This is a genomic window from Curtobacterium sp. 458 (genome assembly GCF_030406605.1).
GTDB lineage: Bacteria > Actinomycetota > Actinomycetes > Actinomycetales > Microbacteriaceae > Curtobacterium.
Map to the genome: position 1 here is coordinate 879,660 of NZ_CP129104.1, position 15,704 is coordinate 895,363.

General features: G+C 73.2%; 17 protein-coding genes. 10 read left to right on the forward strand and 7 right to left on the reverse strand.

Annotation, left to right across the window (positions count from 1 at the left end):
- Positions 1 to 87: 87 nt before the first annotated feature.
- From QPJ90_RS04335 to QPJ90_RS04345, 3 genes are read left to right on the forward strand one after another with little or no spacing between them, the layout of a single operon-like run.
- Positions 88 to 1,083 (forward strand): SDR family oxidoreductase, encoded by a 996-nt coding sequence (locus QPJ90_RS04335; RefSeq protein WP_290133244.1) that lies wholly within the window; start codon positions 88 to 90, stop codon positions 1,081 to 1,083.
- Positions 1,080 to 1,403, forward strand: a complete 324-nt coding sequence (locus QPJ90_RS04340) for a hypothetical protein (protein WP_290133245.1) — start codon at positions 1,080 to 1,082, stop codon at positions 1,401 to 1,403. Before QPJ90_RS04335 ends, QPJ90_RS04340 begins: the two co-directional genes overlap by 4 nt.
- Before the next feature lie 33 nt (positions 1,404 to 1,436).
- Positions 1,437 to 1,973: a dihydrofolate reductase family protein gene (locus QPJ90_RS04345; protein WP_290133246.1), complete on the forward strand. Its 537-nt coding sequence runs from the start codon at positions 1,437 to 1,439 to the stop codon at positions 1,971 to 1,973.
- Between the two features lie 169 nt (positions 1,974 to 2,142).
- Here the strand turns inward: QPJ90_RS04345 and QPJ90_RS04350 are convergent, their stop codons facing one another.
- Together QPJ90_RS04350 and QPJ90_RS04355 are read right to left on the reverse strand one after the other, a co-directional pair.
- Entirely contained in the window at positions 2,143 to 2,871 is a 729-nt protein-coding gene (locus QPJ90_RS04350) for a tyrosine-protein phosphatase (RefSeq protein WP_290133247.1), read from the reverse strand.
- The gene (locus QPJ90_RS04355) at positions 2,864 to 6,439 is read right to left on the reverse strand and encodes a bifunctional proline dehydrogenase/L-glutamate gamma-semialdehyde dehydrogenase (protein ID WP_290133248.1); all 3,576 of its coding nucleotides are present in this window, start codon (positions 6,437 to 6,439) and stop codon (positions 2,864 to 2,866) included. The genes QPJ90_RS04350 and QPJ90_RS04355 overlap by 8 nt, the downstream gene beginning before the upstream one ends.
- A gap of 118 nt (positions 6,440 to 6,557) precedes the next feature.
- Between QPJ90_RS04355 and QPJ90_RS04360 the strand changes: the two genes are divergently transcribed.
- Positions 6,558 to 7,031: a MarR family winged helix-turn-helix transcriptional regulator gene (locus QPJ90_RS04360; RefSeq protein ID WP_290133249.1), complete on the forward strand. Its 474-nt coding sequence runs from the start codon at positions 6,558 to 6,560 to the stop codon at positions 7,029 to 7,031.
- On the opposite strand, the gene QPJ90_RS04365 is transcribed toward QPJ90_RS04360, so the two are convergent.
- Genes QPJ90_RS04365 through QPJ90_RS04375 form a run of 3 tightly spaced genes read right to left on the reverse strand, consistent with a single transcriptional unit; the run spans position 7,028 to position 8,933 of the window.
- Entirely contained in the window at positions 7,028 to 7,726 is a 699-nt protein-coding gene (locus QPJ90_RS04365) for a zf-HC2 domain-containing protein (protein ID WP_290133250.1), read from the reverse strand. The genes QPJ90_RS04360 and QPJ90_RS04365 overlap by 4 nt on opposite strands.
- Positions 7,723 to 8,235, reverse strand: a complete 513-nt coding sequence (locus QPJ90_RS04370) for a sigma-70 family RNA polymerase sigma factor (protein ID WP_290133251.1) — start codon at positions 8,233 to 8,235, stop codon at positions 7,723 to 7,725. Before QPJ90_RS04370 ends, QPJ90_RS04365 begins: the two co-directional genes overlap by 4 nt.
- Positions 8,235 to 8,933 carry a YceI family protein gene (locus tag QPJ90_RS04375; protein ID WP_290133252.1) on the reverse strand — a complete coding sequence of 233 codons (699 nt, stop codon included), beginning with the start codon at positions 8,931 to 8,933 and terminating at the stop codon, positions 8,235 to 8,237. Before QPJ90_RS04375 ends, QPJ90_RS04370 begins: the two co-directional genes overlap by 1 nt.
- Before the next feature lie 77 nt (positions 8,934 to 9,010).
- Here QPJ90_RS04375 and QPJ90_RS04380 point away from each other — a divergent pair, with 77 nt between their 5' ends.
- Positions 9,011 to 9,562 (forward strand): MOSC domain-containing protein, encoded by a 552-nt coding sequence (locus tag QPJ90_RS04380; RefSeq protein ID WP_290133253.1) that lies wholly within the window; start codon positions 9,011 to 9,013, stop codon positions 9,560 to 9,562.
- Positions 9,563 to 9,673: 111 nt separating this feature from the next.
- The gene (locus tag QPJ90_RS04385; protein ID WP_290133254.1) at positions 9,674 to 10,531 is read left to right on the forward strand and encodes an NAD-dependent epimerase/dehydratase family protein; all 858 of its coding nucleotides are present in this window, start codon (positions 9,674 to 9,676) and stop codon (positions 10,529 to 10,531) included.
- Between the two features lie 208 nt (positions 10,532 to 10,739).
- On the opposite strand, the gene QPJ90_RS04390 is transcribed toward QPJ90_RS04385, so the two are convergent.
- Together QPJ90_RS04390 and QPJ90_RS04395 are read right to left on the reverse strand one after the other, a co-directional pair.
- A complete protein-coding gene (locus QPJ90_RS04390) occupies positions 10,740 to 10,928 on the reverse strand; it encodes a zinc transporter permease (protein WP_290133255.1) in 189 nt (62 codons plus the stop codon).
- Positions 10,929 to 11,002: 74 nt separating this feature from the next.
- The gene (locus QPJ90_RS04395) at positions 11,003 to 11,968 is read right to left on the reverse strand and encodes a DNA-3-methyladenine glycosylase 2 family protein (RefSeq protein ID WP_290133256.1); all 966 of its coding nucleotides are present in this window, start codon (positions 11,966 to 11,968) and stop codon (positions 11,003 to 11,005) included.
- A gap of 72 nt (positions 11,969 to 12,040) precedes the next feature.
- Here QPJ90_RS04395 and QPJ90_RS04400 point away from each other — a divergent pair, with 72 nt between their 5' ends.
- The 4 genes from QPJ90_RS04400 to QPJ90_RS04415 all read left to right on the forward strand — a co-directional run bounded on the left by QPJ90_RS04400 (position 12,041) and on the right by QPJ90_RS04415 (position 15,689).
- Entirely contained in the window at positions 12,041 to 13,069 is a 1,029-nt protein-coding gene (locus QPJ90_RS04400) for a 6-phosphofructokinase (protein ID WP_290133257.1), read from the forward strand.
- Positions 13,070 to 13,136: 67 nt separating this feature from the next.
- Positions 13,137 to 14,117, forward strand: coding sequence for an acryloyl-CoA reductase (locus tag QPJ90_RS04405; protein ID WP_290133258.1), 981 nt, complete (start codon positions 13,137 to 13,139; stop codon positions 14,115 to 14,117).
- Between the two features lie 95 nt (positions 14,118 to 14,212).
- Positions 14,213 to 14,887: a GntR family transcriptional regulator gene (locus tag QPJ90_RS04410; protein ID WP_290133259.1), complete on the forward strand. Its 675-nt coding sequence runs from the start codon at positions 14,213 to 14,215 to the stop codon at positions 14,885 to 14,887.
- 16 nt (positions 14,888 to 14,903) lie between these two features.
- Positions 14,904 to 15,689 (forward strand): ATP-binding cassette domain-containing protein, encoded by a 786-nt coding sequence (locus tag QPJ90_RS04415; RefSeq protein ID WP_290133260.1) that lies wholly within the window; start codon positions 14,904 to 14,906, stop codon positions 15,687 to 15,689.
- The last annotated feature ends 15 nt before the right edge of the window (positions 15,690 to 15,704 follow it).

Consider the following 15,704-nt stretch of genomic DNA (forward strand, 5'->3'; position numbering starts at 1 on the left):
TCATCCTCGTGGCCGTCCTCCCGCGCGCGGCACCGGGGGACACCGCGGCTGGGCGGGGAGCGGCACCACCCTCGGTAGAACGGATCCATGACACGTGTGGCTGTGGTGACCGGTGGTTCGGCGGGACTCGGACGGGCGACGGTGCGCGAGCTCGCCGCCCGGGGCTGGGACGTCGCGGTCCTCGCCCGCGGCAAGGACGGTGTCGACGCTGCGGTCGCCGAGGTCGAGGCGGCAGGGCGCCGCGGGCTGGCGGTGCTCGTGGACGTCTCCGAGCGCGAGGCCGTCGAGGCCGCGGCCGACCGGGTCGAAGCCGAGCTCGGGCCGATCGACCTCTGGGTGAACGACGTGATGGTCGGCGTCTTCGGACGGTTCCTCGACACCGACCCCGACGACTTCGAACGGGCGCTCCACGTCACCTACCTGGGCTGCGTGAACGGCACCCGGGCGGCACTGTCCCGCATGGTCCCCCGCGATCGGGGCCAGGTGATCCAGGTCGGTTCGGCACTGGGCTTCCGCGGGATCCCCCTGCAGGCCGCGTACTGCGGCGCCAAGCACGCGATCGTCGGGTTCACCGAGTCGGTCGTGTCCGAGCTCGAGGAGCAGGGCAGCAAGGTCGCGATCTCCCGGGTCGACATGCCGGCACTCAACACGATCCAGTTCCAGTGGGTGAAGTCGAAGCTGCCGCACCAGGCGCAGCCCGTCGCGCCGATCTACCAGCCCGAGGTGGGCGCACGGGCGATCGCCACGACGGCCGAACGGCCCCGACGCCGCACGTGGGTGGGCGAGTCGACCGTCTACACGATCCTCGGCAACCGCATCAGCGGACGGTTCGCCGACTGGTACGCCGCGAAGACCCTGGTGTCCGGGCAGCAGGCACCGCAGAAGGACGGCGCCGCACTCGGTGTCAACCTCTACGACCCGATCCCCGGTGACCACGGAGCACACGGCGTGTTCGACGACTCGGCGCACGCCTGGTCGCCGCAGACGTGGTGGGTCGAGCACCGCCGGCTCGGCAACGGCATCCTCGGCGCCGCGCTCGGTGCCGTCGGGGTCATCGCGCTCGCGGCGGGGCGTCGGAAGTGAGGACGGTCGAGGTCCTCCGGCTCGCGGTCGCCGGTGGCCACGCGGTCCGGCTCGTCGGCCGGCGCGGGACACCGGTGCTCGACGCGGTGCTCGCGGTGCGGCAGACGGCGCAGGCGGTGCTCGTGTCGCGGTCCGGTTCCCGGGACGCCCACACCGCGAGCGCCGTCGTGGACGTGCTGCACGGCGCGTCGATGGTCCCGGTCGCGCTGCTCGGTGGTCGTCTGCGCGGGATCGCGGCCGTGCAGGTGCTCCTCGCGGCGGTCCTCACGGTCGCGGAGGTCGCCGCCGTCGGACACGGGCACGGTCGGCGCCACCGCTGACGGTCTGTCGGCGGTGGTCGGTACCGTCCCGCCATGAGCACGATCTACTCCGTCGCGTCGTCCCTCGACGGCTTCGTCGCCGCCCCCGGGGACGACCTCGACTGGCTCCTCCGGTTCGGGTTCGAGCCGTTCCAGGAGCACCACGACCGGTTCTTCGCCGACGTCGGCGTGCTCGTCATGGGAGCGACGACGTACGAGTGGCTCCTGGAGCACGACGACACGTGGGCGTACCCGGACCGCCCGACCTGGGTGTTCACGAGTCGCGAGCTCGCCGTCCCGTCCGGCGCGGACGTCCGGTTCGTCTCCGGTGACGTCACGGGGCACCAGGACGCGATCGTCGCGGCCGCCGCCGGTCGCGACGTCTGGGTGGTTGGCGGCGGGCTGCTCGCCGCCCAGTACCAGGAGGCCGGCCTCCTCGACGAACTACGCGTGACCGTCATGCCCGTCGCGCTCGGCGCGGGCACGCCGCTCCTGCCGGTCGCGGCCCCGACGTCCGTCTTCGACCTGGTCGGCACGACGACGTTCGAGGGCGGTGCGGTCGAACTGCACCACCGTCGCGGACGCGACTGACGGGAGGCACGGGTCGCGTGACGCGCGCACGGCCCGCGGGCAGGGCCCCGGGACAGGTCGTCGGTCACGCGACGTGCGCGCGGAACGTGCGCCGGGCCTCCAGTCGGAGGGGTCGCGTCACGCGACGTGCGCACGGAACGTGCGCAGGGCCTTCCGGCGGAGGGTCGCGTCACGCGACGTGCGCACGGAACGTGCGCAGGGCCTCCAGGCGGTCCGCGTCGAGACCCGACCGTTCGACGAAGCGGTCGACGTCGAACCCGTCGACCGCAGCGCGGAACGCGCCCGCGACGGTCGTGCCGTGCTCCGCGCAGAGCGCCTCGATCTTCCCCTCCGGGAGCGGCACGCCGATCGACTCGTACAAGGCGGGAGCGGTCTCGACGGTCACGAGGAAGTCGTCGACGACGGCGGAAGGCTGGACGCCCGCGATCGTGAGGAGCGCGAGGGCGACGATGCCGGTGCGGTCGCGGCCACCCGCGCAGTGGAAGAGCACCCCGCCCGGGGGCGCGTCCGCGATCGCGGCGAGTGCACGGCCGGTGCGCTCGGGCAGTTCCGCGAGGTGCGGCCCGTAGTACAGCGGCGTCCCGACCAGCCCGGACTCCCAGTAGGCCTCCCAGAACCCCGGGGCGTCGTCGAGCCCGTCGTGGTCGACGACCACCGTCGTGAGCCACTCCGGGCGGGGACCGGTGTCCTTCGCCCGCTCGGACGGTGCACGGAGGTCGACGACGGTCCGGATCCCGGCGTCGTGGAGCGTCCGCCAGCCCTCGGTGGTGACCCGGTCGACGCTCTCCGACCGGACGATCCTGCCGGGCGGGGTCGTCCCGCCGGCGCGGAGCGGGAGTCCGCCGAGGTCTCGGGCGTTGAACAGGCCCTCGACGTGGAGCGTGCGGTCGTCAGACACGGAGCTCCTGGAAGTCGGGGTCGAGGTCGCCGAAGCGGTGCGCGGTGATCGACACGGACTGCTCGCGGAGGAACGGGAGCATCTCGATGACTCCGGACTCGACCACGGGTGCGTCGTGGATCGCGGTGTCCACGCTGACGCCGAGGGCTTCCTCGAGGGCGAGGGGGTCGCCGCCGAGCAGACGGATGCGGCTCCCCGGGCCGCCGAACGCGGTGTGGCGCGGTCGGTCGTCCGGCTGGGAGAGCACCTGGTCGAGGGCGTCCTGCTGCTCGTCGTCGGGGTCGCTCCACCGCTGGTCGAACACCGCGCCGGACGCCGCCCGCGCGAGGAACTCCTCGTCGCTCTCGACCACGTGGTCGACGACGTCGAGCGGGGACCGGGAGGACGCGAGCAACTGCGTGAGCGGTCCGGGCAGCGGACGGGACGTGCTCAGCATGAGGTGGGCGCGGGCGGCGGTCGCGGCGGCGAGCACCCGGACGAGGTCGCCCGTCGCCGAGTCCTCCGCGTGTCGGAGGATCACGGACTGCGGGCGGTAGCGGAGCACGTTGCGCTGCACGACGAGCCCGGAGTCGTCGTGCGAGCGGCCGTACCGTGATTCGCGGGCACGGACGTCGCTCAGTGCACCGGCACGGACCTGGTCGAACTCCTCGAACGACAGCCCGCTCCGTGCCGCCTCGATGAGGGCCGTCACCCGTGGCGGGAGCCCGTGCAGCTGGATGCTCTTGTGGACCGTCCGCTCGGTGCGCTCCCAGCGGCCGAGCGTCGCGACGTACAACGGCCCGCCGGCCTTGGTGCCGGTGCCGACCGACGACCGCTTCCAACCACCGAACGGCTGCCGACCGATGACCGCGCCGGTGATGCCCCGGTTGACGTACAGGTTGCCTGCCTGCACGGTGGCGAGCCAGTCCGCGACCTCGTCGACGTCGAGCGAGTGGATGCCCGCGGTGAGGCCGTAGTCGGTCCCGTTCTGGATCGCCACCGCCTGCTCGAGGGTCTCCGCCCGCACGATGCCGAGCACCGGGCCGAAGTACTCCGTCTGGTGGAAGTCGCTGCCGGGTCGGACGCCGTCGCGGATGCCGGGGGACCACAGCCGTCCGGAGTCGTCGAGGGGCTCCGGCTGCACGAGCCAGGACTCCCCCGGGCCGAGCTCGGTGAGTCCGGCGCGGAGCTTGCCCGTCGGCTCGGCGATCACCGGACCCACCTGCGCGCTCGGGTCGTCCGGCCAGGCCACCCGCAGCGTCCGGGTGGCGTCCACGAGCTGGCGTCGGAACCGCTCGCTCTCGCCGACGGAGCCGACGAGCACGACGAGCGACGCGGCGGAGCACTTCTGCCCGGCGTGCCCGAACGCCGACTGCACGACGTCCTGCACGGCGAGGTCGAGGTCGGCGCTCGGCGTCACGACGATCGCGTTCTTGCCGCTCGTCTCGGCGGTCAGCGGGAGGCCGGCGCGCCACCACCGGAAGGAGCGGGCGGTGTCGGCACTGCCGGTCAGCAGCACGCGGTCGACCGCGGGGTGGGCGACGAGCTCGCGGCCCAGGGCGTCCTCGTCGAGGTCGACCAGCTGGAGGAGCGAGTGCGGTACCCCGGCGTCCCAGAGCACGTCGGCGAGGAGCGCACCGCACCGCTTGGCCTCGGGCGCGGGCTTGAGCACGACCCCGCTGCCCGCGGCGAGCGCGGCGAGCACCCCACCGGCGGGGATGGCGACCGGGAAGTTCCACGGCGGGACGACGACGGTCAGCCGGGGCGGGACGAACCGGGCGCCGTCCCCGTCGAGCGCGGCCAACTGTCGGGCGCTCTCGGCGTAGTGGTGGGCGGCGTCGACGGCCTCGGTGACCTCGACGTCGGCCTCGCCGATGGTCTTGCCCGTCTCGGCGGCCATCACCTCGATGAGGTCGGCGCGGCGGGTCTCGAGCTCGTGCCCGATGAGGTCGAGGAGCTCGGCGCGGTCGGTCGGGTCCTGCCGTCCCCAGTTCACGCCGGCCTGGGCGGTCCGGGCGACGATCCGTTCGAGCGTCGACCGGTCGACGACCTTGGCCCCGCGGATGGTCTGCGCGCCCAGCTGGGACTTCGGGACACGTCGGAGGACGTCCAGCGCCCAGCTGCGGTTGGCGGCGATGGAGGGGTCGGTGTCGGGGGCGTTCCGGAAGGCGTCGCGGTGCTCGGGTTCACCGAGCGGGCGACGGCGGTCCTGCGTGCGGTTCGTCACGGGCACCGGCTCGTCGAGGGCGGCGACCGAGGCCAGGTACCGGCCGTGCTCGCGGTCGAAGACGCTGGCGTCGCGGTCGATGTCGAAGGCTCCGGAGATGAAGTTCTCGGGGCTCGCGCTCTCCTGCAGGCGTCGGGCGAGGTAGGCGATGGCGGAGTCGAACTCCTCCGGCTGCACGACGGGCGTGTAGAGCAGGATCCGGCCGACGTCGGCGCGCACCGCCTCGGCGTGCGTGGACGCCATGCCGAGCAGCATCTCGACGTCGACCGCGTCGGTGACCCCGCGGCGCTGCGCGAGCACCCACGCGGTGGCGAGGTCGAAGAGGTTGTGCCCGGCGACCCCGACCCGGACGGCGTCGGTGCGCTCCGGCGTCAGGGCGGTGTCGAGCATCCGGAGGTAGGCCGTGTCGGTCTCGCGCTTGCTGCCCCACGTCGCGAGCGGCCACTCGTGCAGGATCGCGTCGACGTGCTCCATCGCGAGGTTCGCACCCTTGACGAGCCGCACCTTGACCGGCGCTCCCCCTCGGGCCCGGCGTGCCTGTGCCCACGTGGTCAGCCGGTCGAGGGCCCCTGCGGCGTCGGGCAGGTACGCCTGCAGCACGATGCCGGCCTCGAGCCCCACGAACTCGTCGCGGTCGAGCAGCGTCGTGAACACCGCGAGCGTGACGTCGAGGTCGCGGTACTCCTCCATGTCGAGGTTGATGAACTTCGCCGGGCGACCCTCGGCGAGCGGAGCGGCGGCGAGGCGGTACAGCGGGACGAGCCGGTCGACCACCCGCTCGACCGTCTGGTCGAACGCCCACGCCGACATCTGCGGCACGACCGAGCTCACCTTGATCGAGACGTAGTCGACGTCGTCGCGGGCGAGGAGGTCCGTCGTGCCCTGCAGTCGACGGTCGCTCTCGGCGGTGCCGAGCACGGCCTCGCCGAGCAGGTTGACGTTGAGTCGGGTGCCCGCGCCGCCGACCTTCGCGAGCGCCGGACCGAGCTTCGCCGCGGTTGCGTCGATCACGAGGTGCCCGGTCATCCGGCGCAGGATCCGCCGCGCGGTCGGGATCACGGCCCACGGCGCCATCGTCGCGAACCCGCCGCCGAGCGTGACCGCGCCGCGGAGGTACCAGGCGAGGAACTCGGGGACGTCCTGGCTGAGCTTCTCGAGGTTGCGGGCGGCGACCCTGGGGTCCTCCGGTCGGATCACCCGGTCGACGAAGCCGCGGGTGAAGTCCAGCCCCTGCTCGTCGCGGAGCACCCCCGCCAGCCGTGCCGCACCCGGGTCCGGCTTGGTGCCCGCGGAGGCCGCCAGCCAGCGACGCACGAGGGCCACGGCGTCGTCGGTGCAGTCGGCGATGCTGGGGGTCGGCATGTCCCGATCGTATGCCGCCGCACCGACGCTCCCTCGGAGCACGCCGTGCGTCGCCGGAGGGTCATCCGGACGGATGAAACCGGCGTCGCTCCGGGCATCCGTCGATACGCTGTCGAGCATGGTGACGCAGGACGACGAGGGGCACGACTGGGTCACGTGGGACACCTACCACGACGCCTGGCGACGGCTGGACCGGGCGCTCGACCACGCCGTGCAGGAGGGGGCGGGCATCTCGATCCCGGAGTTCGAGATCCTCATCGGGCTGCACCGCGACCCCGACCACCGGCTGCGCGTGCGGGACATCGCCGCGGGCATCGGCTGGGAGAAGTCCCGCGTCAGCCACCAGGTCACGCGCATGGTCGCGCGGGGTCTGGTCGAGCGGGCCGACTGTCCCACCGACGGCCGCGGCAGCTGGGTCTCGATGACCCCCGACGGCCGTCGCGCGGTGCTGTCCGGCATCCGTGCGCACACGGCCGCGTTGGAGGACCTGTTCTGGAGGCCCGTGGGGACCGACGCGGGCACGCTGCGGACCGTCAGCGCGCGCATCCACACCGCGATCGGTCCGGTGGACCTGGAAGCAGCGGACCGCTAGAGGTCGACGTCCGCGAGGACGCGGTCGTCGCCGCGGAGCCGGACCTGCACGCTCGCGATGTCGCCTCGGGGCACGGTCGTCGAGGCCGACAGCCCGCGGGCGTCCTCCCCTGCCGCTGACCACGAGGCCACCGTCTCCGCCGTGCCGTCGTCACGCACCACGACGAGGTCGTACTGGACCGAGCCGTCCGACGCCCAGGACTTCCCGCCGTACGAGCAGCCCCAGTCGAAGCGCGTGCCCCACGGCTCGCCGCTGACGGCGAGGTCGACGTCGAGGCCACGGGCACCGACGAGCGAGTACCGGTCGGCAGCGCTCTGCGAGGCGGCCTGCACGGACGCCGGGTCGACCCGTGCGGTCCCGACCGCGAGCCCGCCGAGCACGGCTGCGAGCACGGCCGCCGCCGTGGTGGCGGCGACCCACACCCGACGACGGCGCCGACGGTGACGGACCCGGTGGGCCACGGAGGCGAGGGTGCCCTCGGAACCGGTGTCGGGCCTCCCGTCCGGCTCCGCGATCTCGACCGCCTGGTCGGCCGGGAGCTTCCCGAGCAGGCCGGGCAGTCCGACCAGCTCGGCGACGGCGGCCGCGCAGCGGTCGCACGTCTCGAGGTGACGCTCGTACTCGAGCCGCTCGTCCGCCGGCAGCGAGCCGAGCACGTAGGCGGCGTCCCACTCGGCGTAGCGGTCGTCGCTCATCGGGTCACTCCTCGTTCCTGCAGTGCGAGCCGGAGGGCCCGCAGACCGTAGTGCAGCCGCGACTTCGCGGTGCCCTCCGGGATGTCGTGCCGCCGGGCGATCTCCGGCACGGTGTGGCCGAGCCAGTACGCGTCCACCACCACCCGACGGTGCTCCGGGCTGAGCGAGGCGAGCGCGTCCGCCACGACGATGCGGTCGAGCACGGCGTCGGTGCGGTCGGCCTCGGCACGGTCGACCGGCTGCTCCGTGCCGTGCTCGTGTCGGTTCCGGGCCGACCGGGCGTCGTCCACGACGAGGTTCCGCGCGACCGTGAAGAGCCATGCCCGGACACTGTCGGGCGTCCGCTCGAGCACGGCCGGTCGCTGCCAGGCGCGCACCATCGTCTCCTGCACGACGTCCTCGACGGTGTGCCCGTCCCGCGTCAGGTGCCGGACGTACCGCGTGAGCGCGTCGCCGTGCTCCCGGTGGAGCGTGGCGAGCAGCTCGTCGGCGGAGCGTCCGGTGACCATCACTTCTCCAGGTCGAGGGAGAACTCCACGGAGCCCTTCGGGTCCACCGTGACGAAGCCGAGCGACGGGGCCTGGACGCCGTAGTCCTCGAACGTGATCGGGATGCTGCCGGCGACCTGCACCGTGCCGTCCGCCGCCACGGCGACCTGGGCGTCGGCGGTGACGGGCTTCTCGACGCCGTGCAGGTCCATGGTGCCGGTGAGGGTGACGTCCTGGGTGGAGCCGTCGAGCGCGCCGGATACGTCGACGGGCTTCGTCAGCGTGAAGGTCGCCGTGGGGTGCTGGTCGGTCTGCAGCGCGGTGTTCCGGAAGTACTCGTCGCGCGCGGACTCCGGCGTGCTGATCTTCGCGACCTGGACCGTGACGGTCGCCTTCGTGAGGGAGCCGCCGCTGACCTCGGCGGTGCCCTCGACGTCCTTCGTGCGTCCGACCACGTTCACATCCTGGCCCTGGAGCGTCTCGTGCACCCGGTAGCCGGCGAACGAGTCGCCAGTGGACTTCCAGCTGCCGTCCGCCTCGGACGCGGAGAGCTTCCCCGTGCCGCCGGACGGCGCGGCGCTGAGCGACGGAGCGGCCGCGGCCTGCCCGTTGACGGTGTTCGCGTAGATGACCGGGCCGGCGATCGCTGCGACGGCGCCGACGACCACGACGCCGGAGGCGATGCCGATGATGACCTTGGTGCGTGTGCGGAGTCCCATACCCTTCACGACGAGACAGCGGACCGGATCGTTCACCGGGTCTCGATCGGCGTGTCGATCCGTGCCAGGCTGAGGGTGTGGGAGCGCAGTCACCGGTCGTCGTCGCCGTGGCCCGTGACGGGGGTCACCACTTCAGCAAGCCGCTCGTGGACGAGGTCGTGCTCGTCGCCGGGTGGGGCATCGAGGGGGACGCCCACGCCGGCACCACCGTGCAGCACCGGTCCCGGGTGGCGCGGGACCCCTCGCAGCCGAACCTCCGCCAGGTGCACCTGCTGCACGCCGAGCTCTTCGACGAGGTCGCGGACGCCGGCTTCGAGGTCGCTCCGGGCGACATGGGCGAGAACGTCACGACGCGCGGCGTCGACCTGCTCGGGCTGCCGACCGGGACCGTCCTGCACCTCGGCGAGACCGCGAGCGTGCGGGTGACGGGCCTCCGGAACCCGTGCCAGCAGATCAACGGGTTCGAGCCGGGGTTGCTCAAGGCGGTGCTCGGCCGCGCCGAGGACGGGTCCGTGGAGCGGAAGGGCGGCGTGATGTCCGTCGTGCTCACGGGTGGGACCGTCCGACCGGGCGACACCGTCCGGGTCGAGCTGCCCGAGGGCGCCCCGGAGCCGCTGCAGCCCGTCTGACCCGGTCTACGGCGCACGAAACGCGCGCGTCCCGACGTCCCGCGCGTCGATCGACACGTGCGTCGTCGAAACGCGCGCGTTTCGTCTGCCAACGCCTGGCACAGTGGACCTGTGCAGCACCACGGAACCGTCGTCGTCGCCGGCTGCGGCGACCTGGGGACCGAGGCCGGTCTCCGCTTCGCCGCGCTCGGCCACCACGTGATCGGCCTGCGTCGACGCGCCGAGCTCCTGCCGGCGCCCTTGGTCGGTCGGAGCACGGACCTCCGGAACGAGGTCCCGACGATTCCGGACGACACCGCGCTCGTGGTCGTCGCGACCGCAGCGGGCAGCAGGGACGTCGACGAGTACCGGGCGACCTACGTCGACGGACTCCGGAACGTCCTCGACGGCGTCGACGCATCCACCGCCGAACCGCGCATCGTCGTCGTGTCCTCGACCGCGGTGTACGACGTGGACGACGGGAGCGAGGTCACCGAGGACACCCCGGTCCGTGGCAGCACCCCGACGGCCGCCGTGCTCGTCGAGGCCGAGGAGCTGCTCCGACGGCGCGCACCCGGTGCCGTGCTGCTCCGGCTGTCGGGGGTCTACGGTCCCGGTCGCGAGCGGTTGGTCGACCAGGTCCGCTCCGGCAGCGCCCGACTCGCGCCGGACACCTCCCCGCACACGAACCGCATCCACCGGGACGACGCGGCCGCGGCGCTCGTGCACCTCGCGGCCGTGGAGGACCCGGCGCCGACCTACCTCGGGACCGACGACGAGCCGGTCCGCCTCGACGACGTGCTCCGGTTCCTCGCCGCCGAGCTCGGCGTCGACCAACCCGTCCGCGGTGACGGCGACGGGCGGCAGGCGGGCGGGGACAAGCGGCTCTCGAACGCGCTGCTCCGCTCGACGGGCTGGGCACCGCGGTACCCGACCTTCCGCGAGGGCTACCGAGCCGTCCTCGCCGGCGAGGGCACGCGGCACCCCTGACGTGCGGGTCGGTCGCGGTGCGCGTCCGTCGTGCGGTCGCGCAGCGCACGACGGAAGTCACGCGGAACCACCGGGAGCTGCGGTTCGAGGTGACCCGCGTCGTGCGCCGACACCGCGCGGCGGCAGCCCCCGACCAGGTCGCGGACGGGAGGCCCGTGGCGGCGCCGCCACGGGCCTCCCGTCCGTCCTGTGGTCGCGTCAGCGACCGTCAGTGCTCGTCGTAGTGGTCATCGTGCCGAGCGTGGCGGTGGCCGTCGTGGACGAAGTCGACGTGGTCGCCGTGGTCGACGGTCTCGTGCTCGCCGCCGTCGTGCTCGTGGTCGTGCTCCGAGACGTCGTGCTCGGCGATGCGGTGCTCGTCGTCGCCGGGTGCCGGAGTGGGGTCGGTGTCGGTCATGATTCCTCCTGAGATCGGTTCTCAACAGGAGGATACGGGTGCGGACGGCGTGTGTCCGGCGACTGTGTCGACGCTCAGTGGTGCCGGTGGTCCTGGATCGTCATGCGCGGCCCGAACGACGGCTTCCGGAAGCCCGAGCCCCCGATGAGCCGCACGACCCGCTCCCGGTGACCGCGGTACGGCTCGAGCAGCTCGAGCATCCCGTCGTCGTCGACGGGACCGCCCGTCAGCGCCCACCCGACGAGGGCCGGCACGTGGTAGTCGCCCACGCTCGGAGCATCCGGATCCCCGTGCGCCCGCTGGGCCGTCTCGGCGGCGGTCCACCTGCCGACACCGGGCACCGACTGCAGCCGGTCGGACACCACCGCGCCACCACGGCCGAGCGTCAGGGTGCGCTCGAGGGCCGGCGCGACCCGCATCGCGCGCATCACGGTGGCCGAACGCCCGGGCTCGATGCCGGCACGGTGCCACTCCCAGCTCGGGATCGCCGCCCACCCGGACGCGGTCGGCTGCACCCACATGTCGGCCGGGGCCGGACCGGGCGCGGGCGTCCCGAAGCGCCGCAGGAGGTACCGCCACGCGCGCCACGCCTGTCGCGAGGTCACCTTCTGCTCCATGATCGCCGGCACGAGGGCCGCGACCACCGCGTTCGTCCGGAGCAGGCGCAGGCCTGGCTGCCGGTGCCGGGCGTCGACGAGGAACGGGTGCGAGGTCACGTCGAGGTCGGACCAGTCGTCACCGCGGCCGAGCATCTCGGGGGCGTGCGCCACCGCCCACTCGGCGCCGTCGCCCCACGCCGAGACGGCGATCGCGTCGGGTCCGGCCCGGCGGACGAGCACCGACGCCGGCCCCGCGGGCGTCCGGAGCGCGAGCCAGGTGTCCGCACCGACCACACGGAAGGCGGGGTCACCGGAACCGCGCTGCAGGGGACGGAGCGTCGCGCGGACGTCCACCGCCCCGGTGGGTCGGTAGACCGTGTCGATCCGTCCGGCTGCGTGGTCGACGCAACCGACGGCGGTGGCGGACACAGCGAGGGACACCCCAGGATGGTAATGCGGAACCACCGTCAGTCATGATGGGCGTGTCCCACCACCACCGACGATGGAGTTCCCGTGCGCATCGGCATCCTCACCTCCGGCGGCGACTGCCCCGGCCTCAACGCGGTCATCCGCGCGATCGTGCTCAAGGGCATCGCGATCCACGGACACGAGTTCGTGGGCTTCCGCGACGGCTGGCGGGGCGTCGTCGACGGCGACATCGTCCCGCTCGGCCGCAAGGACATCCAGGGCATCGCGAAGCAGGGCGGCACGATCCTCGGGACGAGCCGCACGAACCCGTTCGAGGGCGAACGCGGCGGCGTGGAGAACATCGAGCGGACGCTGGAGCGGCACGGCATCGACGCCATCGTCGCGATCGGCGGCGAGGGCACCCTGGCGGCAGCGAAGCGGCTGACCGACGCGGGGCTCAAGATCGTCGGCGTCCCGAAGACCGTCGACAACGACCTCGGCGCCACCGACTACACCTTCGGCTTCGACACCGCCGTCGCGATCGCGACCGAGGCCATGGACCGCCTCCGGACCACGGGTGAGTCGCACTCGCGCTGCATGGTCGCCGAGGTCATGGGCCGCCACGTCGGCTGGATCGCCCTGCACTCCGGCATGGCCGCGGGCGCCCACGCGATCCTCATCCCCGAGCAGAAGACGAGCATGGAGCAGATCGCGCAGTGGGTGCGCGCCGCCTACGACCGCGGCCGTGCGCCGCTCGTCGTCGTCGCGGAGGGATTCGTCCCCGACCACGAGGACAACGCCCACACCGAGCGCGGACTCGACGCCTTCGGCCGGCCGCGGCTCGGCGGGATCGGGGAGCGGCTCGCGCCACTCATCGAGGAGATGACGGGCATCGAGACCCGTGCCACGACCCTCGGGCACATCCAGCGCGGCGGAACGCCGACGGCGTACGACCGGGTGCTCTCGACCCGGCTCGGGCTCGCGGCGATCGACTCGGTCGTCGAGGAGCGATGGGGTCGCATGGTCGCGCTCAAGGGGACCGACATCGTGCACGTCTCGTTCGACGAGGCGCTCGGCGAGCTCAAGACCGTTCCCCAGGATCGGTACGACGAAGCCGCCATCATGTTCGGCTGAGTGCCGCCCGCGAGCCCGAGACTCGTGGTGACGACCCGGCCTGGAGGCACGGGGTAGCGTCCGACAGGTGACCCGCGCCGTCCTCGTCTCCCGTTCCGCCCCGCCCGCCCTCACGGAGGTCGACCTCCCGGACCCCGCCGAGGGCGAGGTCCTCGTCGACGTCACGACGTCGAGCGTCAACTACAAGGACGGCCTCGCCCTCGCCGGGAACCCCGGCGTGGCGCGGGTCGATCCCCTCGTGCCCGGCATCGACGTCGTCGGCACGGTGTCCGCCCTCGGCCCGGGCGTGCACGGCGTCGCGATCGGTGACCGGGTGACGTGCAACGGCGCCGGCCTCGGTGAGACCCGGCACGGCGGGTGGGCGTCCCACACCGTGGTGCCCGCCGACGCCCTGGTGGTGCTGCCCGACGACATCGAGGACTCCTTCGCCGCCGCGATCGGCACCGCGGGATTCACGGCGCAGCTCAGCGTCCTCGCACTGGAGCGGGTGGTCGCGCCCGACGACGGGCCGGTGCTCGTGACCGGTGCGTCCGGCGGGGTCGGGACCTTGGCGATCGCCCTGCTCGCGGCCCGCGGGTACTCGGTGACGGCGTCGACCGGGCGGGTGGCGAACGCCGACTCCCTGCGTCGGCTCGGCGCGACGGACGTGGTGGACCGGGCCGCGCTGTCGGACCTCGGCAAGCCCCTGCAGCGTGCGACGTGGGCGGGCGCGGTGGACAGCGTCGGGGGCGCGACCCTCGCCAACGTGCTCGCCGCCACCCGGTGGGGCGGGGCGGTCACGGCGTGCGGACTCGCCCAGGACTCCGCGCTGCCGACGACCGTGATGCCCTTCATCCTGCGAGCGGTGTCGCTGCTCGGCGTCAACTCGGTCGAGGCGCCGCACGCGCTGCGGCAGCGGGCGTGGGACCGGCTCGCGACCGATCTCGACCCGGCGCTGCTCGCCGACGTCACCCGAACGGTGTCCCTGCCCGATGCGATCGGCGTCGGAGCGGAGGTCGTCGCGGGACGAGTACACGGTCGGACGGTCGTCGACGTGACGGCGACGTGAAGAACCGAAATACTGCTACGCCATCATTTCACAAACGCTTGCACATTGACACGTTAGGATTGGAGTACAACACGTCTGACCCGTGAGGAGCACCGATGCCGGTCCCGAAGTCCACCGTCGAGAACTCGCCGCGGAAGCTCCTGCGCGACGTGGTGCTCGAGAAGATGCTCGCCGCGATCCAGGACGGCACGCTGCAGGCCGGCGAACGACTCAACGACGACGAACTCGTCGCCTGGCTCGGTGTGAGTCGCACCCCCATCCGCGAGGCCATCGCGAAGCTCGTCGACTACGGCCTCGTCGAGATGGAGGCGAACCGCTACACACGTATCGCGACTCCCACAGGCAAGCAGGCCACGGACACGACGCAGGTCCTCGGCGGGTTCATGGAGATGGCCGCCCGCTGGGGCGTCCCGCAGCTCGACGACGACGCGGCGAAGGCCCTCGTGGACCACCTCGAGGCCGTCCGCAGCTACGCCGACGCGCACGACAAGCGCATGGACGCCGAGATCGAGCAGGTCATGCTGCTCCTGATCCGCGCCGCCGACAACCAGCTCCTCGACAAGCTGTCCGAGTCGTTGCTGCCCCGCGCACGATTCCTCTCGCTGGCACAGGGCCCGTGGGAGTTCTGGGACTACCAGCACGCCGTCGAGCCGCTCCGCGCGGCGATCGCCAAGCGCGACGGTGACGGTGCAGCCGCGGCCATCCGTGCGCTGACCGCGACGGCGGAGCACCAGGCCGAGGAACTGCGGGCCGCCGGCGCGACGTCCTGACGACCGGCGCCGCGTCGTGACCGACACCCTCATCCAGGCCACCGGCGTCCGGGTGACGCGGTCCGGCCGCGACCTCCTGCACGACGTCGACCTGACCGTCCGGCAGGGCGAGCACTGGGCGCTCCTCGGGCCGAACGGTGCCGGCAAGTCCACGCTGCTCGCCGTGCTCGGCGCGACCGGACACCCCACGGCCGGCACCGTCGAGCTGCTCGGGCGCCGGCTCGGACGGGTCGACGTGCGGGAACTCCGCGAGCGCATCGGCCACGTGGACCCTCGGCACCGCATGACCTCGCCGCTGACGGTGCTCGAGACCGTGCTCACGGGCGTCACCGGCACGACCGACCTCATGCTGCGCTGGACCCCGACGGCCGACCAGGTGGCCGCCGCCGAACAGCACGTCGCCGACGTCGGGCTCGCCGCACGCCGGGACGCCCGGTGGCCGGTGCTGTCGCAGGGCGAACGCGGTCGGGCACTCATCGCCCGTGCCCTCATGGCCGAACCGCGGCTGCTGCTGCTCGACGAACCCGCGACCGGACTCGACGTCGCCGCGCGCGAGCACCTGCTCGAGACCGTGGATGCGCTCCGGCACCGGCACCCCGAACTCGGCAGCGTGATGGTCACGCACCACCTCGAGGACCTGCCGACCTCGACCTCGCACGCGATGCTGCTGCGCGACGGTCGTGCGGTCGCACAGGGCACCGCGGACGACGTGATCACCTCGTCCGCGGTGTCGCACGCCTTCGACTTCCCGCTCGCCATCGTGCGTGCGGAGGGGCGCTGGCACGCTCGCCGAGCGGTGTAGGCGACCCGCGCCTCC